Origin of the sequence: Allobosea lupini, from assembly GCF_900109525.1 — a bacterium.
Taxonomy (GTDB): Bacteria; Pseudomonadota; Alphaproteobacteria; order Rhizobiales; family Beijerinckiaceae; genus Allobosea; species Allobosea lupini.
The window spans coordinates 238,767-259,515 of sequence record NZ_FOAN01000002.1 but is presented as its reverse complement, the minus strand read 5'-3'; the positions used below and the strand labels follow the sequence as shown (position 1 = coordinate 259,515).

Here is a 20,749-nt window from a genome sequence, read left to right as displayed (position 1 = left end):
AACCGAGTTCCCCATGCCCCAGACTGCCATCGATCTCGTGCATCTCGCCCGCCAGAGCGGCGGCGATGCCGAGCTGGAGCGCGAGCTGCTGACGCTGTTCGCCCAGCAATGCGCCCGCCAGCTGCGCGCCATCCATGCCGGAGACGCCAGTGTCGGCCGCGATGCCGCCCATACCTTGAAGGGAGCTGCCCGCGCCATCGGCGCCTGGCAGGTGGCCGAGGCCGCCGACCTGATCGAGCAGCAACTGACAAAGGCCGATGCCGCGCCGCGCGAGGATGCGCTGGACGCGCTGACGCTCGCCGCGGCCGAGGCGCGCGCCGTGATCTCCCGGCTCGACTGCGCGGCCTGACGCCGCAGGACGGCAGGGGCGGCACGGCGGAGATCGCCGTTTCGCGCGCTTTCGAAATCTTCTAGAGATGCGATGTCGGCGGGCTCCCCGCTCGCGGACGATGTCCCTTTCGCGAACCTGCCCGTGGCCCGCCAGGAAGCCCGGCCGGTTCCTCCCGACCGCGCCAGCCGCGCAGCCGTCGCCAGGCGGCCGGAGTTCACGATGCCGAAGATCACTTACATCGACGCCCAGGGCACCAGCCGCACGGTCGAGGGCGAGACGGGCTCGACCGTGATGGAGGTCGCAGTCCGCAACGGCGTGCCGGGCATCGAGGCCGAATGCGGCGGCGCCTGCGCCTGTGCCACCTGTCATGTCTATGTCGACGAGGCCTGGGCCGAGAAGGCCGGCCACGCCGAGCCGATGGAGGAGGACATGCTCGACTTCGCCTTCGACGTGCGCCCGACTTCGCGCCTGTCTTGCCAGATCAGGGTGCGGGACGATCTCGACGGCCTCGTGGTGCGCACACCGGCGCGTCAGGGCTGAATTTTCACGAAGCACGCCGTCTTTCCTGACCATCGCAGCGATGGACACGGAATCGCGACAGGCTCTCGCCCGGAACGGGGAGAGAGAGGGGGTCTACGCCCCATCCGGCCAGCCTGAGCGCTGCCCCTCGCAGATCCTCCCCCGTTCCCGGAGAGGGCTCGCGCGCGCTCGTCGGCCCATTTGATCGACCGCAAGGACGGCCGCGTTCGCTCCGGCCATGATCGCGCTGTCGGACGCCGGAGCCCATCGCGACGACGCGACGCTCTTCCCTTGCGGGATCGTGCTCCGACATAGTGTGCAGGCGTCGGTTCCGATCGTTCGACCATCAGGCCGGGCGGGCCACGCCGGAGGAGGATGCGATGTACAAATCGATTCTGGTCCCGGTCGATCTCGCCGAGGCCGAGCTGGCAGGACCGGCCATCGCCGCGGCCGAGGGGTTCGCCACCCAGTCCGAAGGCTCGATCAGGCTGATCTATGTCCGCTCGCTTGTGCCGATCACCTACATGGAATTCGTGCCGGCCGATTTCGACGCCGGCCAGCAATCCGAATCCGAAGCCAAGCTCGCCGAGATCGCCGCCAAGGTGAATCTGCCGGCCGAGCGCGTCTCGGCCAAGGTCCTGGTCGGCTCGGTCCATGGCGAGGTGCTGGCCGAGGCCGATGCCAGCGGTGCCGACCTGATCGTCATCGGCTCGCACGAGCCCGGCATGCTCGCCTATGTGATCGGCTCGAACGCCTCGACCATCGTGCGCCGGGCGAAGTGCTCCGTGCTGGTGGTCAGGTAGGCAGCTTCAGGCCGCAAGGCGGCCCGGGACGAGATCGTCGGGGACCTCGCCGCTCGCGAGGTCTCTCGGCTGGTTGAGCCGGATCATCGGCCAGACCTGCCAGAACGAGGCCGCCGCGAGCACGAGCCCGAGCCCCGCTGCGGCGGTCGCGCCCTGCTGCAGGGCACGCAGGCTGAAGAAGGTCAGCATCAGCATGGCGCCGCCGCCGGCGATCACCAGTGCCAGCCAGAGCAGATAGGGCTTGCCGCCGAGGAAGCGCGCTTTCGGATTCGCACGCACGATCGCGGTCGACAGCGCCGTGACGAAGGCGTGATAGCGCGCATCGTCGCGGTCGATGTCGGTGAGTGAGCGCCAGGACAGGTTGCCGAAGCTGATCGTCCGGCCATCGCTCAGACGCAACTGGGTCCGGAAGCCTTTCGACGAGACGTTGCTGGGCGCATAGATGAAGCGCACCTGCTCGACGGCCGAGAGCCTGACCTGGTCGACCTTGCGGGTCGAATCGATCTCCAGCATGTCGCCCTTGAGCCGATAGGCGATCTCGAAGCCGATCGGCTTCGGTCGCTGGCGCCAGAAGGGCAGGGTGGTGTCGTCGTCGGCGAGGCTCATGGCGGCAAGCTCTAGCCGTCATTCTCAGGCGGAGCAAAGCGCAGCCTCGAGAATCTGCTGAAAAAGATGCTCCGGTCGAGCCCGAGCATGACGAGCCATGCGTCTAGCGCGTCAGCGCCTTCATCGCCCCATCCAGGCCGTCGAGCGTCAGCGGGAACATCCGCCCGCCCATCAGCCCGGCGATCTGGCGGATCGACTGAGTGTAGCCCCAGAGGTTCTGCTGCACCGGATTGAGCCAGACCGATTTCGGGAAGCGCTCGGTCAGCCGCCGCATCCAGACCTCGCCGGCCTCCTCGTTCCAATGCTCGACCGAGCCGCCTGGCATGGCGATCTCATAGGGGCTCATCGAGGCATCGCCGACGAAGACGAGGCGATAATCGGCCGGGTAGGTGCGCAGCACGTCAAAGGTCGGGATCACCTGGTCGTGCCGGCGCCGGTTCTCCTTCCAGACCCGCTCATAGGGGCAATTGTGGAAGTAGAAATGCTCGAAATGCTTGAATTCGGCCCGCGCTGCCGAGAACAGCTCTTCGGCCAGCTCGATATGCCAGTCCATCGAGCCGCCGACATCGAGGAAGAGCAGGACCTTGACCGCATTGTGCCGCTCCGGCCGAAGCTTGACGTCGAGATAGCCGTGCTTGGCGGTTTCGGTGATGGTCTGGTCGAGGTCGAGCTCCTCGGCCGCGCCGGTGCGGGCGAATTTGCGCAGGCGGCGCAGCGCGATCCGCAAATTGCGCACGCCGAGCTCGCGCGTGTCGTCGAAATCCTTGAACTCGCGCTTGTCCCAGACCTTCACCGCCCGGAAATTGCGGTTCTTGTCCTGGCCGATGCGCACGCCTTCCGGGTTGTAGCCATAGGCGCCATAGGGCGAGGTACCGGCCGTGCCGATCCATTTCGAGCCGCCCTGATGCCGGCCCTTCTGCTCGGCGAGGCGCTGTTTCAGCGTCTCCAGCAGCTTCTCCCAGCCGAGCGCCTCGATCTGGGCCTTCTCCTCGTCGGTGAGGAACTTTTCGGCGAGCTTGCGCAGCCACTCTTCAGGAATGCCGACCTGCTCGAAGGCCTCGCCCAGGGTCTCGACGCCCTTGAAGACCTCGGCGAAGACGCGGTCGAAACGGTCGAGATGGCGCTCGTCCTTCACCAGGCAGGCACGGGCGAGATAGTAGAACTCGTCGACGCGGTATTCGGCGAGTTCTGCCTCGACGCCCTCCAGCAGCGCAAGATACTCGCGCAAGGTGACCGGGACCTTGGCGGCGCGCAGATCGGTGAAGAGGCGGAGGAACATCGCGCTACTGTGGCTAGCAGCGTCTCAAGGTCAAGCTGCGGCGGCTCGTAAGGCCGTTTAACCGATCAGCTTGCAGCGCAGGCTGATCGGTCAAGCGGCCTCCACACGCGGTGTGGGAGCCGCCGCTGTCTAGCAAGGCTCAGGCGACGGCGTCGGCCAGATCCTTGGTGACTTTGAATTTCACGACCGTCTTGGCCGGAACCTTGATGGTCGCGCCGGTCGACGGGTTGCGGGCCTCCCGGGCCTCGCGCTTGGCGGCCGCCAGCTTGCCGATGCCGCCGAGCGTGACGTCGCCGCCCGACTTCAGCGTCTTGGCGACCACGCCGGCGAGCGAGCCGAGAATGGCCGAGACATCGGCCTTGGTCTTGCCCGTCTCGTCCGCGATCGCGGCGATCAGTTCGTTCTTGGTCATGAAAACCTCCTGAGACCAATCTTGTTAAAATTGACGCTGCGCCGAATCCCAACGGGTACGGGCGCAACGCGGCGAATCGACGCGCTCTCGCGCACGAACCCGCCATTTGGCATGCTTGCCGGCGAAACACGACGGCATCGGCCGTACATACGCACAGCAATCGGCTTCGTTCCTGTCAAAAGCCGCGAAATTGGGGCGGTTTTCACCAGCTTTGTGGAGCGATTGACAAATCGCCTCGGGTTATTTGAAGCTTGAAATAATTCGGGGGATCGGAACGCGGCATGAAGGCCATCATCATCGGCGGCGGTATCGGGGGACTGTCATTGGCCCTGATGCTGCACGCGCGCGGCATCGCCGCGACAGTCTACGAGCAGGCGAGCGAGATCCGCGAGGTCGGCGTCGGAATCAACACGCTGCCGCACGCGATTCGAGAGCTGGCCGAGCTCGGCCTGCTCCCGGCCCTCGATGCCGTGGCGATCCGGACGCGCGAACTGGTCTACATGAACCGCTTCGGCCAGACCGTCTGGCGCGAGCTCCGCGGCCTGCACGCGGGCGCTCCGGTGCCGCAGTTCTCGATCCATCGCGGCCGGCTTCAGGGCGTGATCCGGGACGCCGTGGTCGAGCGTCTGGGGCCGGATGCGATCCGTACCGGCCGCCGTCTGCAGGGCTTCCTGCAGGACGAGGGCGGGGTGACCGCGCATTTCGCCGACGCCAGGCTGGGCGAGGGCGGCGAGACGGCGCGCGCCGATATCCTGATCGGCGCCGACGGCATCCATTCGACAGTGCGCGCGCATTACTTCCCGAATCAGGGCGGGCCGCGCTGGAACGGCGTGCAAATGTGGCGCGGCGCCTGCGACTGGCCGGCATTCCTGGATGGCGAGAGCATGATCATCGCCGGCGGCATGGCCGGCAAGCTGGTGCTCTACCCGATTGCCGAGGGCAAGAACCCGGGGACGCGCCTGACCAACTGGGTCGTCAACATCCGTACCGGTGATCCCGCCAAGCCGCCACCGAAGGAGGCCTGGTCGAAGGCAGGCCGGCTCGAGGACGTGCTGCCTTTCGCCCGGCGTTTCACCGTGCCCGGCGTCGATATCCTCGCCTTGATCCAGGCGAGCGGCACCTTCTGGGAATACCCGATGTGCGACCGCGATCCGCTGCCGCGCTGGAGCCATGGCCGGGTGACGCTGCTCGGCGACGCCGCCCATCCGATGTACCCGGTCGGCTCGAACGGCGCCTCGCAGGCGATCCTCGATGCGCGCTGCCTCGCCGACCTGCTGGTCAAGGCCGAGCATCCGCGCCATGCGCTCGCCGCCTATGAGGCGCTGCGCCTGCCGGCGACGGCAGAGATCGTCGCGATGAACCGCGGCGGTGGTCCCGAGCGCGTCATCGATGCGGTCGAGGCGCTCGCGCCCAACGGCTTCGACGATGTCGAGCGCGTCCTGCCCTATGGCAAGCGCGAGCAGATCGTGAAGGCCTATGCCGGCAAGACCGTGCTCCCGGTCGCGCAGCCGGCGAAGGGCTGAAGGAAACTCAGGCGCCTTCCGTCAACTCGACGATGCGTGCCTTCAGCGCCGTGTTTTCCTGCTCGAGCTGGCGCAGGCGCCGCATCAGGTCGAGCGGTACGGGCGCATCGTCCTGCTTCGCGGCAGCGGCGAAGGAGACGCCGATGCGCTCGGCGTCGCGCCAGCGGCTGCGCACCATCCGGCTTTCCCGCTTCACCGGAAAATAGAGCTCGAACAGCTCCGGCAGGGCGATGCTGTCCGGGAACACCAGGAGGGCGCCGTCTTCCGACAGGTTGCGGATCGTGCAATCCAGCGTCGACTGGCGCTGGTTGAAGATGACCTTGCCGCCGATCAGGGTCCGGTTGCGGACCGAGCGGCGGCGTTCGGAGAACGGCGTTGCAGCGGACATTGGCCATGGCCCTGGTTCAAGCTCAGGTTGAGACCATGCCCGCTAATGCTCATGGTTGCAGCAGCAAGTCTTTTTTAACCTTAACTGCGCGGCTGGTCGTTCAGGCGCCGTCGGGCGGAGGCGGCAGGAAGTCGATCTCGTAACGCGCCGACAGGGCGACGACCTCCGCCGGGTTCTGCTCCTTCATCGAATGGATCGCCCAGAACAGGTCGTAGAGGCGCCCCGTGGGTGCGACCCAGAACAGGCATTTCACCGGCGCATCGCTCTTGTTGAACAGCCCGTGCGGGACGTTGCGCGGCAGCTTGATCAGGTCGCCGGGCAGGGCATGCGATTCCTGGCCGTCGAGCACGAGGTCGAGCCTTCCCTCGAGCATATAGATGAACTCGTCCTGGGTCGGATGGATGTGCGGCGGCACGAAGGTGCCGGGCGGGAAGGTTGCGTGCCAGGAGAAGCTGTGCTCGCTCAGCATCTTCGGCACATAGGTCTGGCCGAGGATGTTCCAGGAGATCGCGTCGATCCCCTCATTGGCCCTGGTCACGCCGGCTGTGAGCGGTTTCATCGTCTGCTCTCCTTCAAAGATGCAGGAAGCGGTCCTTGACCGCACTGTCGCTGCGCAGGTCGTCGCTGCTGCCGCGCCAGGCGACGCGGCCCTTTTCCAGCACGACATGCCGGTCGGCGATCCTGGCGAGCGCGTCGACATTCTTGTCGATCACCAGGATCGACTCGCCCTCGGCCTTCAGCGCGGCGAGGCAGGACCAGATCTCCTGGCGGATGATCGGCGCCAGCCCCTCGGTCGCCTCGTCGAGGATGACGAGCTTGGGATTGGTCATCAGGGCGCGACCGATCGCCAGCATCTGCTGCTCGCCGCCGGAGAGCTGGTTGCCGCGATTGGCCTTGCGCTCTTTGAGCCGCGGCAGGAAGGCGTAGACGCGCCCCAATGTCCAGCGGGCCGGGCCGAAGCGGCTTGCGGCGGTGGCGATCAGATTTTCCTCGACCGAGAGCGTCGGGAAAATCTGGCGGCCTTCGGGGACGAGGCCGATTCCGGCCTGCGCCAGGCGGAAGGGGGCACTGCCGGTGAGGTCGACCCCGCCGAAGCTGACACGCCCCGCGCGCGGCCGGATCAGCCCCATGATGGCGCGCACCGTCGTGGTCTTGCCCATGCCGTTGCGGCCGAGCAGGGTGACGACCTCGCCGGCCCCGACCGCAAGGTCGACGCCGAACAGGATCTGCGCCTCGCCATAGCCGGCATCGAGGTTTTCGACGGTGAGCACGGACTAGCCCTCCTCGCCGAGATAGGCTTCGCGCACCGCCGGATCGGCCCTGACGGTCACAGGGTCGCCCGAGGCGATGACGCGGCCATAGACCAGGACGGTGACAGTATCGGCGAGCGCGAACACCGCCTCCATGTCGTGCTCGACCAGCAGCATGGCGTAGCGCCCTTTCAGGCTCTTGAGCAGGGCGATCATGCGCTCGCCTTCCTCCTTGCCGACGCCGGCGAGCGGCTCGTCGAGCAGGATCGCAGCCGGCTCCAGCGCCAGCGCCATGGCGATCTCCAGCGCCCGCTTCTCGCCATGCGACAGGCTGCCGGCCGGGACATGGGCGCGCTCGGAGAGGCCGACCGCATCCAGCGCGGCGCGGGCCGGGCGGTTCAGGCGCTCGTCGATTGCCGCGTTGCGGAAGAAGGAGAGCGGATGGCTCGCCTTGGCCTGCACGCCGAGCGCGACATTCTCCAGCGCCGAGAGCGAGGCGATGGTCGAGGTGATCTGGAAGGTCCGCGCCAGGCCGTGGCGAGCCCGTTTCTCGGCGTTGAACGGCGTGACGTCCTCGCCGCGGAAGCGGATCGTGCCGTCGTCCGGCGTCAGCATGCCGGAGATCTGGTGGACGAGCGTCGTCTTGCCCGCGCCGTTCGGGCCGATCAGCGCGTGCAACTCGCCGGGCGCGACGGCGAGGCTGACGCCATCGGTGACCTTCAGCGCGCCGAAGGATTTGCTCAACGCCTCGAGGACGAGGACCGGCTCAGCCATGGCGCCCACCCAGCTTGCGCAGCATGCCGACGATGCCGCCCCGGGTGAACAGCACGAACAGGATGATCATCGGTCCGAAGATGGCGCGCCAGTGCTCGGTCAGGTGCGAAAGCGCATCCTCGGCGATCAGATAGGCGATGGCGCCGATGATCGCGCCGTGCAGCGAGCCGACGCCGCCGAGCACCGCCATGAAGATCAGTTCGCCCGAACGCTGCCAGGACATGAAGGCCGGGCTGACGAACTCGGTGTGGTTGGCGAGGAAGAAGCCGGAAAGGCCAGCCAGCATGCCGCTGATCACATAGGCGACGAGGCGCACCTTGTTGACATCGAAGCCGGTGACGCTGACGCGGATCGGGTTTTCGCGCGCTGCCCGCAGCACCCTGCCGAAGCGCGATGCGACGAGGCCGCGCACCAGCAGATAGGCGCCGGCGAGCGCGATCAGCACGCTGTAGTAGAACGAGGTCCGGCTCGCGAACGGGTTGAAGCCCAGCAGGGTGCTCTTCTCGTAGAGCGTCAGCCCGTCATCGCCGCCATAGGCCGAGAGCGCCTGCGCCAGGAAATAGACCATCTGGCCGAAGGCGAGGGTGATCATGATGAAGGCGACGCCGCGTGTGCGCAGGCAGATCGCGCCGGTGATCGCGCCGAACAGGGCACAGACGCCTAGGATCACCGGCAGGATCACGAGCGCCTCGCTGCGCCCTTCCGTGATCATGATCCCGGTGACATAGGCGCCGATGCCGAGGAAGGCGGCATGGCCGAAGGAGACGAGGCCGCCGACGCCGAGGATGAGGTCGAGCGAGAGCGCCGCGATGGCGAAGATCAGCGCCCGCGTCAGCAGGGCAAGCCAGCCGGCCGGCATGCCGATGGAGACAGCGAGCGGCGCCAGCGCCAGCAGCAGGAACAATATGGCCGGCAGCAGCACCTTGGCGCGCTCGCGCGGCGGTGCGACGCTGGTGACCTCGGCCGTCGTCGTCGCCGAGCTCATGTCCGGCCTCGCGCCGGCAGCAAGCCTTCCGGCCGCACGAACAGCACCACCGCCATCAGGAGGTAGATCAGCATCGAGGACAGCGCGGCGCCGGTCGCCCGCGCCGAGGGGGCACTCATGAACAGCCGCAGCAGGTCGTTCATGAAGGAGCGGCCGAGCGTGTCGACGAGGCCGACGATCAGCGCCGCGACGAAGGCGCCGCGGATCGAGCCGATGCCGCCGATGACGATGACGACGAAGGCGAGAATCAGGACGGTGTCGCCCATGCCGGGCTCGACCGAGAGGATCGGGGCCGCCATCGCCCCGGCAAAGCCCGCCAGCATGGTGCCGAAGGCGAAGACGATCATGAACAGCTTGCGGATGTCGACGCCGAGCGCCGAGACCATCGGCGCATTCGAGGCGCCGGCGCGCAGCAACATGCCGGTGCGGGTCTTCTCGACGATGAACCAGAGCAGGGCGCCGACCGCCAGCCCTGAGCCGATCAGCGCGAAGCGGTAGGTCGGGTAGAGGATGCCGTCCATCAGCGCGACATTGCCGGTCAGGAAGGCCGGCAGCGGCACGGAGAGGGGGGCGGCGCCCCAGATCATCTTGACGCCCTGGTTCAGCAGGAGGATCAGGCCGAAGGTCGCCAGCACCTGGTCGAGATGGTCGCGCTCGTAGAGGTGGCGGAAGACCAGGAATTCGAGCGCGAGGCCGAAGACCAGCGCCGCCGCCAGCGCCAGCACGAGGCCGAGCACGAAGGAGCCGGTCAGTGCGACGAAGGTCACGGCGAGATAGGCGCCGAGCATGTACTGCACGCCATGCGCCAGGTTGATGAAGTCCATCACGCCGAAGACCAGCGTCAGCCCTGCCGCCACCAGGAACAGCAGGATGCCGAACTGCAGCCCGTTCAGGATCTGGACGATGAGGAGGCCGGTGGTCATGGCAAAGCTATCCCGTCATGCTCGGGCTTGACCCGAGCATCTCGTGGAAGGAGATCCTCGGGTCGAAGCTGTGCTTCGCCCGAGGATGACGCTTCGCGTCACTTCAGCGCGCAATCCTTCGCGTGCGGGTCGGCATAGTCCTCGAACACCTTCTGGGCGATCTCGGTCTGGAACTTGCCGTCCGCCCGCTTGGCAACCTTGACCAGATAGAAGTCCTGGATCGGGTAGCCGTTGGTGTTGAACTTGAACTTGCCGCGCAGCGAGGTGAAGTCGGCCTTCTTGATCGCGGCGCGGAGCTTGTCCTTGTCGGCGGTGCCGCCGGCGGCCTTGACCGCCGAATCGATCAATTGCGCAGCGTCATAGGACTGCTGGGCATAGGAGCCGGGCACGATCTTGTAGGCGGCTTCATAGGCCGAGACGAACTTCTTCGTCTGCGGGTTGTCCATGTTGGGCGCCCAGGTCATGCCGCCGAACATGCCGACCGCCGCATCCTGCTGCGCCGGCAGGGTCGACTCGTCGACCGTGAAGGCGGACAGGAAGGGCACCTTGCCGGTCAGGCCAGCCTGCGACCACTGCTTGACGAAGTTGACGCCGAGGCCGCCGGGCAGGAAGGCGAAGACCACGTCCGGCTTGGCCGAGGCGATCTTGGCGAGCTCGGCCGAGAAGTCGAGCGCGGTCAGCGGCACATAGACCTCGTCGAGGACCTCGCCCTTGAAGTAGCGCTTGAAACCGGCGAGCGAGTCCTTACCCGCCTGGTAGTTCGGCGCGATGATGTAGGCCTTCTTGTAATTCTGGTCCTGCGCGTATTTGCCCAGCACCTCGTGGACCTGGTCGTTCTGGTACGAGGTCACGAAGAAGTTCTGGTGGCAGGCCTTGCCGGCCATGGTCGAGGGGCCGGCATTCGGGCTGATCAGGATCGCGCCGGAATCCAGCACCGGCTTGGCGATCGCGCCAAGAATGTTCGAGAACACCGGGCCGACGACGAAGTCGACCTTGCCGCCTTCGACGAAGCTGCGGACCTTGCCGACCGCGACGTCCGGCTTGAGCTCGTCGTCGATCACGGTGATCTGTACCGGCACGCCGCCGAGCTTGCCGCCGTTCTGGTCGACGGCGAGCTGGAAGCCGTCGCGGACCTGCTGGCCGAGCGCGGCCGCAGGGCCGGTCAGCACGCTGACCACGCCGATCTTCAAGGGCTCCTGCGCCTGGGCGGTAGCGAGCCCGAGTGCGAGCACGCCGGCGCTAAGCGATAGAGTCAATTTGAGCGTCATGTCCGATGTCCTCCCGGGACGTGGCAGATGCGACCGCCGGCGGGGTTCCCCATCCCTGTCCGGTGGTGTCGGCAGCCATATTGTTTCAAGCTTAAAATATCTGCAAGGGGATCCTGCGGGTAATTTTGTTGGCGGCTGGAGAGCGTCATTCTCGGGCGAAGCGAAGCGCAGACCCGAGAATCTCAGGACGAGGAGGCGCTGAGAGGAGCCTCCTCCTGCAAGAGATGCTCGGGTCAAGCCCGAGCATGACGCGTCCTTCGCTTACGCCTGCACGCCGTCGACGTACCAGTCCATCTTCGAGAGGATCTCGTCGCTGGCGGTCTCGCCGGCCTTGAGCCGCAGCGTGCCCTTCTGGTCCTTGAGCTCGCCGGTGAAGGGATGGAGCGTGCCGGCGACGATGCCCTTCTGGACCTCGTCCGCAGCGGCGCGCGCCGCCGGCGTGACGGCGTCGTTATAGGGCGCGAGCTTGACCATGCCGTCCTTGATGCCGCCCCAGACGTCGCCGCTCTTCCAGGTCCCGTCCATCGCCTCCTTGACGCGCTTGACGTAGTAGCCCGACCAGTCGTCGACGATCGCCGAGAGATGGGCCTTGGGAGCGAAGGCCTTCATGTCCGAGGCCTGGCCGAAGGCGAAGACGCCGCGTTGCTCGGCCGCCTGCAGCGCCGCCGCAGAATCGGTGTGCTGGGTGATCACGTCGCAGCCCTGGTCGATCAGCGCCTTGGCGGCATCGGCTTCCTTGGCCGGGTCGTACCAGGTCGAGGCCCAGATCACCTTGGTCTTGAAGTTGGGGTTCACCTTCTTGGCGGCGAGATGGAAGGCGTTGATGCCCATCACCACCTCGGGGATCGGGAAGGAGGCGATGTAGCCGGCCTGTCCGGACTTCGACATGTGCCCGGCGATGGTGCCGATCACGGCCCGGCCCTCGTAGAAGCGGGCATTGTAGGTCGCGACATTCTCGGCGCGCTGATAGCCGGTCGCGTGCTCGAACTTGATTTTCGGGAACTGCTTGGCGACCTGGATAGTCGGGTTCATGAAGCCGAAGGAGGTCGTGAAGATCAGCTGGTCGCCGGCCTGGGCGAGCTGGCGGATGGCGCGCGCCGCATCCGGGCCTTCGGCGACGTTCTCGATGAAGCTGGTCTTGACCTTGTTGCCATAGGCGGCCTCGACCGCCTTGCGGCCCTGGTCATGGGTCCAGGTCCAGCCATGATCGCCGACCGGGCCGACATAGACGAAGCCGACGCCGAACGGCGCCTGGGCACGCGCGCCGGCCAGCGGCAGGGCCGCGCTGGCGGCCGCGCCGGCGAGAAGGGTGCGGCGGGTGATGATGGTCGACATGATGGTGCTCCCCGTTGTCGGTTGCGGCGCAATCAGGGCGCCGGGAAAGGCTTGCCGAGGCAGGCGGGCGCGTCGCGCCCGCCGGTTCTCCGTCCTAGCGACATCATGGTCAGAACCACAATCGTCGCAAGGTAGGGGGTCATCGCCAGCACCTCGGGCGCGATGAAGCTGAGGCCGGCCGCCTTGGCCTGCAATTCGAAGGTCGCGACCGCGCCGAAAAGATAGGCGCCGATCAGCAGCCGGCCCGGCTTCCAGGCGGCGAAGACGACGAGGGCGAGCGCGATCCAGCCACGGCCGGCGGTCAGGCGGTCGGCCCACATCGGCGTCAGCGCCAGCGAGAAATAGGCGCCGCCGAGCCCGGCCAGCGCCCCCCCGAAGGCGGTCGCGGCGGTGCGGATCGCCAGCACGCGATAGCCGATCGCATGGGCGGAATCGGCATTCTCGCCGACGGCCCGCAGGATCAGCCCGGCCTTCGTCCGGCGCAGGAACAGGCTGACGGCAAGGACGAGCGCGAGCGAGAGGTAGACGACCACGTCATGGCCGAAGACGAGCCGCAGCCAGGGATGGGCAGCGTAGTCGGCCGGGAAGAGCGGGCCGAGCCGCGTGATCGTGCGGCCGACGAAGCCGGCCCCGATCAGCGAGGAGGCGCCGATGCCGAAGATCGTCAGTGCGAGGCCGGTCGCGACCTGATTGGAGCCGAGGCCGAGCGTCAGCAGCGCGAAGATCATCGCCGCGGCGACGCCCGCCAGCGTGGCGGCGATGAGGCCGAGTGCGACGCTGCCGGTGGAATAGGCCACCGCAAAGCCCGCGACCGCGCCGCACAGCATCATGCCCTCGACGCCGAGATTGAGCACGCCGGCCTTCTCGGTGACGAGCTCGCCGAGGCTCGCGAGCAGGATCGGCGTCGCAGCGGCGGCGAGCGTCATGAAGATCGAGACGAGGATGGCGGCGGTCATGGCGCGCTCCTCGCCGGGCGCGCCTTCCAGGCGAGCCGGTAGCGCACCAGCACATCGGTCGCGAGCAGGAAGAACAGCAGCAACGCCTGGAACATGCCGGTGGCGGCCGAGGGCAGGCGCACCGTGCTCTGGGCGATCTCGCCGCCGACATAGGTCACCGCCAGCACCAGCGCGCCGAAGACGATGCCGGGAGGCGAGAGCCGGCCGAGGAAGGCGACGATGATCGCGGTGAAGCCGTAGCCGACCGGGAATTGCGGCGTCAGCTGGCCGAACGGACCGGCCGCCTCGAAGATGCCGGCGAGGCCGGCAAGGCCACCGCCGGCGAGCAGCGCCGCCCAGGTGACGCGGTTGGCGTCGAAGCCGCCATGGCGAGCCGCTGCCGGGGCGCGCCCGACGACGCGCACGGCATAGCCGGCGACGGTCTTAGCCATCACGAACCAGGCGACGAGCGCCAGCAGGACGGCGAGCGGCACGCCGAAATGGACGAGCGAGCCTTCCGCGACCGCCGGCAGGGTCTGGCTGGCGCTGAACATCTTGGTCTGCGGGAAATTGAAGCCGTCCGGGTCCTTCCACGGGCCGCGCACGAGGTAATAGAGGAACTGCACCGCGACATAGGTCAGCATCAGGCTGGTCAGGATCTCGCTGACCTGGAGGCGCACCTTGAGCAAGGCGGGGAGCGCCGCATAGGCCGCGCCGCCCACGACGCCGGCGAGCGCCATCGCCGGCAGGATCCACCAGCCAGTCATGTCATGGGTCAGGAGCGCGACGCCGGTGCCGGCGATCGCACCCATGACGTACTGTCCCTCGGCGCCGATGTTCCAGACATTGGCGCGAAAGCCGATGGCGAGGCCGAGCGCGATCATGATGAGCGGCGCCGCCTTGACGCCGAGATCGGCCCAGCGCTGGGGTTCGATCAGTGGTGTCACGAAGATCGCCGTGACCGCGCGCAGGCCGTCATAGCCGATCGCGCCGAAGACCAGCATGCCGGTCAGCATGGTGAGCCCGATCGCGATCAGCGGGCTGAGATACAGCATCGCCTTGCTGGGCTCGCGCCGGCGCCGCCATTCAAGCATGCGCCGGCTCCACCTGATGGCTTTCGCCATGGACGCCGCCCATCAGCAGGCCGATCTCTTCGAGCTTCAGGCCCGCGACCGGCCGCGCCTGCGACAGTCGCCCTTCGTTGATCACACAGAGCCGGTCGGAGAGCTCGAGCAACTCGTCGAGATCCTGCGAGATCACCACGATGGCCGAGCCCTGCGCGGCGAGGTCGACCAGTGCCTGCCGGATTGCGGCGGCAGCGCCGGCATCGACGCCCCAGGTCGGCTGCGCGACCACCAGCACGTCGGGGCGCTGCCCGATTTCGCGGCCCATGATGAATTTCTGCAGGTTGCCGCCGGAGAGCGAGCCGGCGAGCGCCGCCGGGCCGGTTGTCCGGACATCGAAGCGGGCGATGACATCCTTCGCATAAGCCTCGACCGGCCCTTGCCGGATCACGCCCGATGGCGCGAGGGGCAGGCGATGGCGCGCAGTCAGCACGACGTTCTCCGCAAGCGAGAACTCGGGCACGGCGGCGTGGCCGTTGCGCTCTTCGGGCACGCAGGCGAGGCCGGCGGCGCGGCGGGCGCCGGCATCGGCCAGGCCGATCGGCTGGCCGTCGAGCCGGATCGCCTCATTGCGGGAGGCGAGATGCTCGCCCGAAAGCGCCATCAGCAATTCGGCCTGGCCATTGCCGGCGACGCCGGCGATGCCGAGGATCTCGCCGGCCTGGGCGGAGAAGGAGATGGCCTTCAGGTTTGTGCCGAAAGGCGGCTCGCCCGGCATGTCGAGCTTCTCGACCGAAAGCCGGGCCGCACCGGCCTTACCGTCACCAGCCGGCCGCTCGATGCTCTTCAGCTCCGCGCCGATCATCAGTTCGGCCATGCGTCGCGTCGTTTCGACACGCGGATCGCAGGTCGCGACGACCTTGCCGCCGCGCAGGATGGTGGCGGCCTCGCACAGCGCTTTGATCTCGTGCAGCTTGTGGCTGATGTAGAGGATCGAGCAGCCCTCGCTGGCGATCTGGCGCAGCGTCTCGAACAGGCGCTCGACCTCCTGCGGCGTCAGCACCGATGTCGGCTCGTCCATGATCAGCAGCTTCGGCTTCTGCAGCAGGCAGCGCACGATCTCGATGCGCTGGCGCTCGCCGACCGAGAGCGTATGCACCTCGCGGTCCGGGTCGAGCGGCAAAGAATAGCTGTCGAGGATCGCCTTGATCCGCGCCTTCAGCTCCTCGGCCGGGACGGTCTCGTCGAGGCCGAGCGCGATGTTCTCCAGCACGGTCATGCCATCGAACAGCGAGAAATGCTGGAAGACCATGCCGATACCGAGCTTGCGCGCCGCCTTGGGCGAGGCGATCTCGACCGGGCGGCCGTCGAAGCTGATCTGCCCCTCGTCGGCGCGCTGCACGCCATAGATGATCTTGACCAGGGTCGATTTGCCGGCGCCGTTCTCGCCGAGCAAGGCATGGATCTCGCCGGGGCGGACCGAAAGGCTGATGTCCTGATTGGCCTTCACGCCCGGAAAGCTCTTCGAGACATGGGCGAGCGCCAGGCGCGAAGGTGCCGTCTGGTCAGGCGGCTGCGTCATGGCGGTTCCGTGGCCTCGCTCGTTTCATGGCTGTGTCGCCAAGCAAGCAACGCACCAGCTCGGCACTCGTCAAGGCGGCGATCACCTCCGGACGCTTGTCATGCACATCCGATCCGCCGATCGGGCAGGTGAGCCTACCCAGTGCCTTGCTGCCGGGATGGCGGCGGCGGAAGCTTGCCTCGAAGCGGGCGCGCTTCGTGCCCGAGCCGATCATCCCGACATAAGCCGCGTCGCCGCGCAGCAGCGCCGCCTCGGCCAAGCGATAATCGAGCGCATGGCTATGGGTCAGGACGACGAAGGCGGAGCCCGGCCGCGCAGCGGCCAGCGCGGTCTCGGGATCGTCGAGCTGCAGGCAGGCGACGGTCGCGGGCACCTCGTCGAACTGGCCGGGCCGATCGTCGATCAGGCTCGCTGCGACCGGCAGCAAGGCAAGGCTGCGCGCCAGCGCCTTGCCGGTGTGGCCGGCGCCGAAGATCAGCACCTGCGGTCGCTCGGCCGCTGCTTTCGCCTCGGCCTGCCTCAGCGCTTCCAGATGGGCGGCGGCCGCCGGCTCCATCGCCACCCGCACGCGTCCGCCGCAGCACTGGCCCATTTGCGGGCCGAGTGGGATATCGATCAACTGCTGCGGGCCGCCGCTGTCGAGCATGATCCGGGCGAGGTCGATGCAGTGGAACTCGAGCTGGCCGCCGCCGATGGTGCCGGCGCTTGCACGGGCGCTGACGATCATCGTCGCGCCGGCCTCGCGCGGGGTCGAGCCCTGGGCCTCCGTGATGCGGACGATGACGGCGCCGTCGGTGAGGCTAGCGGCGAGGAAGTTGGCGGGGGTCATCGTACCGCCTCCGCCTGCGCTCTTACCCTGTCGACCGCGTCGAGCACGCGCTCCGGCGTGGCTGGCGCGTCGAGCTGCGGGCAGACCCGATGGTCGCCGAGGCTCGCCACCGCATCGGAGAGCGCGTGCAGCACGCTGATCGCCAGCATCAGCGGTGGCTCGCCGACCGCCTTGGAACGATGGACGGTATGCTCGCGATTGGGCGCCTTCTCCAAGAGCGCGACGTTGAAGATGCGCGGTCGGTCGGAGGCGACCGGGATCTTGTAGGTCGAAGGCGCGTGGGTTCGCAGCCGCCCCTTTTCGTCCCAGACCAGCTCCTCGGTGGTCAGCCAGCCCATGCCCTGCACGAAGCCGCCCTCGATCTGGCCCTTGTCGATCGCCGGGTTCAGCGAATTGCCGCAGTCGTGCAGGATGTCGACGCGTTCGACCTTGTACTCGCCCGTCAGGGTGTCGATCGCGACTTCGGCCGCGGCGGCACCATAGGCGAAATAGTAGAAGGGGCGGCCGCGTCCGGCCTTGCGATCCCAATGGATCTTCGGCGTCGCATAGAAACCCGTAGCCGAGAGCTGGACGCGGGCCATGTAGGCCGCTTTGACCAGCTCGACGAACGCGATCTCGCGTGCACCGACCTGCACTCTGCCGGGCAGGAAGGCGATCGCCTCCGGCTTTTCCTGCCAGTGCTCACAGGCGAAGGCGATGAGCCGCTGCTTGATCGTCTCGCAGGCGTCGAGCGCCGCCATGCCGTTGAGATCGGAGCCAGAGGAGGCGGCCGTTGCCGAGGTGTTCGGAACCTTGCCGGTGGTCGTCGCGGTGATCTTGATCTGCTCCAGCCCGATGCCAAAGGCCTGCGCCACCACTTGCGCCACCTTCTGGTAGAGCCCCTGGCCCATTTCGGTGCCGCCATGGTTCAGCGCCACCGTGCCGTCGGTATAGACGTGGACCAGCGCACCGGCCTGATTGTACCAGGTCGCGGTGAAGGAGATCCCGAACTTGACCGGGGTCAGCGCGATGCCGCGCTTGATCACCGGGCTCGTCCGGTTGAAGGCGCGGATCGCGTCCTGGCGGGCGCGGTAGTCGCAGGAATCTTCGAGGTCTTCGATCACCTCGGCGGCGATCATGTCCTCGACCTGCTGGTGATAGGGCGTGATCTCGCGGCCTTCGCCGCCATAGAGGTTGCGTTTTCTGACCTCCAGCGGATCGAGCCCGGTGGCGAAGGCGACTTCCTCGATGAAGCGCTCGGCCCCGACCATGCCCTGCGGCCCGCCGAAGCCGCGGAAGGCGGTGTTCGAAACCGTGTTCGTGCGCAGGGGCTCGGAAAGGGCCCGCACCGCCGGATAGAAATAGCAGTTGTCCATGTGGAACAGCGCGCGGTCCGTGACCGGGCCGGAGAGATCGGCGTTCCAGCCGCAGCGCGCGGCATAGACCGCATCGACCGCATGGATGCGGCCGTCATCGTCGAAGCCGACCTCGTAATCGACGACGAAGTCGTGGCGCTTGCCGGTGATGACCATGTCGTCGTCGCGGTCTGGCCTGAGCTTCACCGGCCGCTTCAGCTTGCGGGCGGCGAGCGCCGCGACGCAGGCGAAGAGATTGGCCTGCGTCTCCTTGCCGCCGAAGCCGCCGCCCATGCGCCTGACCTCGATGGTGACCGCATGCGCGCCCACGCCAAGGACGTTGGCGACCATGTGCTGGACTTCGCTCGGATGCTGGGTCGAGCACAGTACCAGCATGTCCTCGTCCTCGCCGGGGATGGCGAGGGAGATCTGGCTTTCCAGGTAGAAATGGTCCTGCCCGCCGATCGCCATCGAGCCCTTCAGCCGGCGCGGGCTGGCGGCGAGGGCGGAGGCGACATCGCCGCGTTCGAGCTTGAGCGGCTCGGTGACGAGTTCGCCACGGGCGGCGCGGGCGGCGGCGACGTCGAGCAGGGGAGGCGCCTCGTCATAGGTCGCCTTGGCCAGCAGCGCGGCATGGCGGGCCTGCTCGCGCGTCTCGGCAATCACCGCGAAGAGCGGCTGACCGTGATGCAGGATGTCGCTCGTCGCGAAGACAGGTTCGTCATGCCTGTGAGTCGAGGAGATGTCGTTCGCGCCGGGGATGTCGTTGGCGGTCAGGACCGCGAGCACGCCGGGAGCAGCCTCAACGGCCGACAGGTCGAGCGTAAGCAGCTTGCCATGGGCAATGGTCGAGAGGCCGAGGCAGGCATGGGCGAGGCCGGCGGGCTCGGCGATGTCGTCTATATAGAGGGCCTCGCCGGCGACATGCTTCTCGGCGGAATCATGCTTCAGCGGCGAGCCGACGATCGGCCGTGTCGCCATGGCGTCGAGCCGCTTGCGCGCGTCAGCCATGGGCAGCCTCCGCCAGCAGGCCGGCGACGCGGGTCGATGTCTCGGGCGCCGTCGTCTCGATCAGGAAGCGTCGCAGCAGGTTGCCTGCGACCTTGAGCCGGTAGGCGGCCGAGGCGCGCATGTCAGTCAGCGGTGTGAAATCCTCAGCCAGCGCGGCGATTGCGGCGGTGACTGCGGTCTCGTCCCAGGAACGGCCGAGCAGCGCGGCCTCAGCGATTTTCGCTCGCTTCGGGATGCCGGCCATGCCGCCATAGGCGAGCCGCGCCGTGCTGGTGCGGCCGGTGTCATCGAGCTCGAGATAGAAGGCGCCGCAAACGGCTGAGATATCCTCGTCGAAGCGCTTCGAGATCTTGGAGATGTGAAAAAACGCGCCCGCCGGCAATTTCGGCACCAGCACGGCCTCGACGAACTCCCCTTGCTGCCGGTCCTGCTTGCGGTAGTCGAGGAAGAAGGCTTCGAGCGGAAGCTGGCGCCGCTCAATCCTAACAGGGCCCTCATCCTGAGGAGCGATCGCAGATCGCGTCTCGAAGGATGCTCCAGCGCGCTCTGGATCATCCTTCGAGACGCCGCTGCGCGGCTCCTCAGGATGAGGGCTGAGAATGGGGAGGCGGCGCGCGAGCACCAAGGTCGCTCCGAGCGCGATCAGGGCGGGCGGCAGGTCGCCGATCGGCGAGCCGTTGGCGATGTTGCCGCCGATCGTGCCGGCATTGCGCACCTGCTCGCCGCCGAAACGGCGCATCATCTCGTCGAGCTGCGGCGAGATGGCCGCCAGGGCCTCGCGCACCGCGATCTGGTTGGCCATCGCGCCGAAGCGAAGATGATCGCCTTCGTCCGAGATCGCGCGCAACTCGTCGATGCGGCCAAGGTAGATCACCGGATCGAGCCGGCGCATGCCCTTGGTGACCCATAGGCCGACATCGGTCGCTCCGGCGACGAGTGTCGCCTGCGGATGGGCGCTGACGAGTTCGGCCAGCGCCGCGACATTGGCGGGGGCGTAGAAATGGCGCTCACCATCGCCGATCGAGATCGTTTCGTCATCCGCGAGCGCTTCCAGCCGAGCGATGATGGAGGGCATCGCTGCGACGAAGCTGTCCTGCTCGCGCTCGGCACTATCCATGCGCTGCGCGGCAGCGATGATCGGCTCGTAGCCGGTGCAGCGGCAGAGATTGCCGGCGAGCGCATCCTCGATCCGCTGCACCGACGGTGACCGCTCGTTCAGCCAGAGCGCCAGCAGCGACATCACGAAGCCCGGCGTGCAGAAGCCGCATTGCGAGCCATGGCAGTCGACCATCGCCTGCTGCACCGGGTGAAGTGCCCCGTCCGAACCTTTGAGGTGCTCGACGGTCAGGACATGGCATCCGTCGAGGGTCGGCAGGAAGCGGATGCAAGCGTTGATCGCCTCGTAGCGCAGACGGTTGCCATCGAGCCGGCCGACCACGATGGTGCAGGCGCCGCAATCGCCCTCGGCACAGCCTTCCTTGGTGCCGGTGCGGCGGCGGTCAAGTCTCAGCCAGTCGAGCACGGTGCGGGTCGGATCGCAGGATGCGATCTCGACCGGCTCGTCGCCGAGCAGGAAACGCACGGTCTCACGCATGGCG

At 67.4% G+C, this 20,749-nt stretch carries 21 protein-coding genes; 4 read left to right on the top strand and 17 right to left on the bottom strand.

Going from position 1 to position 20,749, the window contains the following annotated elements; translation table 11 throughout:
* Window positions 1-13 precede the first annotated feature (13 nt).
* The 3 genes from BMZ21_RS06735 (at window position 14) to BMZ21_RS06725 (ending at window position 1,653) form a co-directional block, all read left to right on the top strand.
* Entirely contained in the window at window positions 14-349 is a 336-nt protein-coding gene (locus tag BMZ21_RS06735; RefSeq protein WP_091831159.1) for an Hpt domain-containing protein, read from the top strand.
* 201 nt (window positions 350-550) lie between these two features.
* A complete protein-coding gene (locus tag BMZ21_RS06730; protein WP_091832340.1) occupies window positions 551-871 on the top strand; it encodes a 2Fe-2S iron-sulfur cluster-binding protein in 321 nt (106 codons plus the stop codon).
* A 359-nt stretch (window positions 872-1,230) separates the two neighbouring features.
* Window positions 1,231-1,653, top strand: a complete 423-nt coding sequence (locus BMZ21_RS06725; RefSeq protein ID WP_091831157.1) for a universal stress protein — start codon at window positions 1,231-1,233, stop codon at window positions 1,651-1,653.
* A 6-nt stretch (window positions 1,654-1,659) separates the two neighbouring features.
* On the opposite strand, the gene BMZ21_RS06720 is transcribed toward BMZ21_RS06725, so the two are convergent.
* The 3 genes from BMZ21_RS06720 to BMZ21_RS06710 form a co-directional block, all read right to left on the bottom strand.
* Window positions 1,660-2,259, bottom strand: a complete 600-nt coding sequence (locus BMZ21_RS06720; RefSeq protein WP_091831155.1) for a hypothetical protein — start codon at window positions 2,257-2,259, stop codon at window positions 1,660-1,662.
* A 103-nt stretch (window positions 2,260-2,362) separates the two neighbouring features.
* Window positions 2,363-3,538: a vWA domain-containing protein gene (locus BMZ21_RS06715; RefSeq protein WP_091831153.1), complete on the bottom strand. Its 1,176-nt coding sequence runs from the start codon at window positions 3,536-3,538 to the stop codon at window positions 2,363-2,365.
* Between the two features lie 139 nt (window positions 3,539-3,677).
* Window positions 3,678-3,950, bottom strand: coding sequence for an HU family DNA-binding protein (locus BMZ21_RS06710; protein ID WP_066468590.1), 273 nt, complete (start codon window positions 3,948-3,950; stop codon window positions 3,678-3,680).
* A 281-nt stretch (window positions 3,951-4,231) separates the two neighbouring features.
* Here BMZ21_RS06710 and BMZ21_RS06705 point away from each other — a divergent pair, with 281 nt between their 5' ends.
* Window positions 4,232-5,473, top strand: a complete 1,242-nt coding sequence (locus BMZ21_RS06705) for a flavin-dependent oxidoreductase (RefSeq protein WP_091831151.1) — start codon at window positions 4,232-4,234, stop codon at window positions 5,471-5,473.
* A 7-nt stretch (window positions 5,474-5,480) separates the two neighbouring features.
* Here the strand turns inward: BMZ21_RS06705 and BMZ21_RS06700 are convergent, their stop codons facing one another.
* The 14 genes from BMZ21_RS06700 to BMZ21_RS06635 form a co-directional block, all read right to left on the bottom strand.
* Window positions 5,481-5,861: a PilZ domain-containing protein gene (locus BMZ21_RS06700; RefSeq protein ID WP_091831149.1), complete on the bottom strand. Its 381-nt coding sequence runs from the start codon at window positions 5,859-5,861 to the stop codon at window positions 5,481-5,483.
* A gap of 100 nt (window positions 5,862-5,961) precedes the next feature.
* Window positions 5,962-6,420, bottom strand: coding sequence for a cupin domain-containing protein (locus BMZ21_RS06695; RefSeq protein WP_091831147.1), 459 nt, complete (start codon window positions 6,418-6,420; stop codon window positions 5,962-5,964).
* A gap of 13 nt (window positions 6,421-6,433) precedes the next feature.
* Window positions 6,434-7,132: an ABC transporter ATP-binding protein gene (locus BMZ21_RS06690; RefSeq protein WP_091831145.1), complete on the bottom strand. Its 699-nt coding sequence runs from the start codon at window positions 7,130-7,132 to the stop codon at window positions 6,434-6,436.
* A 3-nt stretch (window positions 7,133-7,135) separates the two neighbouring features.
* A complete protein-coding gene (locus tag BMZ21_RS06685) occupies window positions 7,136-7,885 on the bottom strand; it encodes an ABC transporter ATP-binding protein (protein ID WP_091832336.1) in 750 nt (249 codons plus the stop codon).
* Window positions 7,878-8,870 carry a branched-chain amino acid ABC transporter permease gene (locus BMZ21_RS06680; RefSeq protein WP_091831144.1) on the bottom strand — a complete coding sequence of 331 codons (993 nt, stop codon included), beginning with the start codon at window positions 8,868-8,870 and terminating at the stop codon, window positions 7,878-7,880. The genes BMZ21_RS06685 and BMZ21_RS06680 overlap by 8 nt, the downstream gene beginning before the upstream one ends.
* Complete coding sequence (locus BMZ21_RS06675) at window positions 8,867-9,793, bottom strand: branched-chain amino acid ABC transporter permease (RefSeq protein WP_091831142.1); 927 nt, start codon at window positions 9,791-9,793, stop codon at window positions 8,867-8,869. The genes BMZ21_RS06680 and BMZ21_RS06675 overlap by 4 nt, the downstream gene beginning before the upstream one ends.
* Before the next feature lie 98 nt (window positions 9,794-9,891).
* Window positions 9,892-11,061 (bottom strand): ABC transporter substrate-binding protein, encoded by a 1,170-nt coding sequence (locus BMZ21_RS06670; protein ID WP_091831140.1) that lies wholly within the window; start codon window positions 11,059-11,061, stop codon window positions 9,892-9,894.
* Between the two features lie 261 nt (window positions 11,062-11,322).
* A complete protein-coding gene (locus BMZ21_RS06665) occupies window positions 11,323-12,396 on the bottom strand; it encodes a BMP family ABC transporter substrate-binding protein (protein ID WP_091831138.1) in 1,074 nt (357 codons plus the stop codon).
* 32 nt (window positions 12,397-12,428) lie between these two features.
* Window positions 12,429-13,352, bottom strand: a complete 924-nt coding sequence (locus tag BMZ21_RS06660; RefSeq protein WP_091831136.1) for an ABC transporter permease — start codon at window positions 13,350-13,352, stop codon at window positions 12,429-12,431.
* Window positions 13,349-14,425 carry an ABC transporter permease gene (locus tag BMZ21_RS06655; protein WP_091831134.1) on the bottom strand — a complete coding sequence of 359 codons (1,077 nt, stop codon included), beginning with the start codon at window positions 14,423-14,425 and terminating at the stop codon, window positions 13,349-13,351. Before BMZ21_RS06655 ends, BMZ21_RS06660 begins: the two co-directional genes overlap by 4 nt.
* A complete protein-coding gene (locus BMZ21_RS06650) occupies window positions 14,418-15,977 on the bottom strand; it encodes an ABC transporter ATP-binding protein (protein ID WP_091831131.1) in 1,560 nt (519 codons plus the stop codon). The genes BMZ21_RS06655 and BMZ21_RS06650 overlap by 8 nt, the downstream gene beginning before the upstream one ends.
* Window positions 15,961-16,806: a xanthine dehydrogenase accessory protein XdhC gene (xdhC, locus tag BMZ21_RS06645; RefSeq protein ID WP_091831129.1), complete on the bottom strand. Its 846-nt coding sequence runs from the start codon at window positions 16,804-16,806 to the stop codon at window positions 15,961-15,963. Before xdhC ends, BMZ21_RS06650 begins: the two co-directional genes overlap by 17 nt.
* On the bottom strand, window positions 16,803-19,151 hold the full coding sequence (xdhB, locus tag BMZ21_RS06640) for a xanthine dehydrogenase molybdopterin binding subunit (RefSeq protein ID WP_091831127.1): 2,349 nt from the start codon (window positions 19,149-19,151) through the stop codon (window positions 16,803-16,805). Before xdhB ends, xdhC begins: the two co-directional genes overlap by 4 nt.
* Window positions 19,144-20,745: a xanthine dehydrogenase small subunit gene (locus BMZ21_RS06635; RefSeq protein ID WP_091831125.1), complete on the bottom strand. Its 1,602-nt coding sequence runs from the start codon at window positions 20,743-20,745 to the stop codon at window positions 19,144-19,146. Before BMZ21_RS06635 ends, xdhB begins: the two co-directional genes overlap by 8 nt.
* Between the last annotated feature and the right edge of the window lie 4 nt (window positions 20,746-20,749).

Coding starts and splice junctions, on each gene's coding strand:
- BMZ21_RS06735 (WP_091831159.1), top strand. CDS start 14: ATGCCCCAGACTGCCATCGATCTCGTGCATCTCGCCCGCCAGAGCGGC.
- xdhC (WP_091831129.1), bottom strand. CDS start 16,806: ATGACCCCCGCCAACTTCCTCGCCGCTAGCCTCACCGACGGCGCCGTC.
- BMZ21_RS06670 (WP_091831140.1), bottom strand. CDS start 11,061: ATGACGCTCAAATTGACTCTATCGCTTAGCGCCGGCGTGCTCGCACTC.
- BMZ21_RS06675 (WP_091831142.1), bottom strand. CDS start 9,793: ATGACCACCGGCCTCCTCATCGTCCAGATCCTGAACGGGCTGCAGTTC.
- BMZ21_RS06695 (WP_091831147.1), bottom strand. CDS start 6,420: ATGAAACCGCTCACAGCCGGCGTGACCAGGGCCAATGAGGGGATCGAC.
- BMZ21_RS06650 (WP_091831131.1), bottom strand. CDS start 15,977: ATGACGCAGCCGCCTGACCAGACGGCACCTTCGCGCCTGGCGCTCGCC.
- BMZ21_RS06715 (WP_091831153.1), bottom strand. CDS start 3,538: ATGTTCCTCCGCCTCTTCACCGATCTGCGCGCCGCCAAGGTCCCGGTC.
- BMZ21_RS06655 (WP_091831134.1), bottom strand. CDS start 14,425: ATGCTTGAATGGCGGCGCCGGCGCGAGCCCAGCAAGGCGATGCTGTAT.
- BMZ21_RS06700 (WP_091831149.1), bottom strand. CDS start 5,861: ATGTCCGCTGCAACGCCGTTCTCCGAACGCCGCCGCTCGGTCCGCAAC.
- xdhB (WP_091831127.1), bottom strand. CDS start 19,151: ATGGCTGACGCGCGCAAGCGGCTCGACGCCATGGCGACACGGCCGATC.
- BMZ21_RS06665 (WP_091831138.1), bottom strand. CDS start 12,396: ATGTCGACCATCATCACCCGCCGCACCCTTCTCGCCGGCGCGGCCGCC.
- BMZ21_RS06685 (WP_091832336.1), bottom strand. CDS start 7,885: ATGGCTGAGCCGGTCCTCGTCCTCGAGGCGTTGAGCAAATCCTTCGGC.
- BMZ21_RS06680 (WP_091831144.1), bottom strand. CDS start 8,870: ATGAGCTCGGCGACGACGACGGCCGAGGTCACCAGCGTCGCACCGCCG.
- BMZ21_RS06720 (WP_091831155.1), bottom strand. CDS start 2,259: ATGAGCCTCGCCGACGACGACACCACCCTGCCCTTCTGGCGCCAGCGA.
- BMZ21_RS06710 (WP_066468590.1), bottom strand. CDS start 3,950: ATGACCAAGAACGAACTGATCGCCGCGATCGCGGACGAGACGGGCAAG.
- BMZ21_RS06660 (WP_091831136.1), bottom strand. CDS start 13,352: ATGACCGCCGCCATCCTCGTCTCGATCTTCATGACGCTCGCCGCCGCT.
- BMZ21_RS06705 (WP_091831151.1), top strand. CDS start 4,232: ATGAAGGCCATCATCATCGGCGGCGGTATCGGGGGACTGTCATTGGCC.
- BMZ21_RS06725 (WP_091831157.1), top strand. CDS start 1,231: ATGTACAAATCGATTCTGGTCCCGGTCGATCTCGCCGAGGCCGAGCTG.
- BMZ21_RS06730 (WP_091832340.1), top strand. CDS start 551: ATGCCGAAGATCACTTACATCGACGCCCAGGGCACCAGCCGCACGGTC.
- BMZ21_RS06635 (WP_091831125.1), bottom strand. CDS start 20,745: ATGCGTGAGACCGTGCGTTTCCTGCTCGGCGACGAGCCGGTCGAGATC.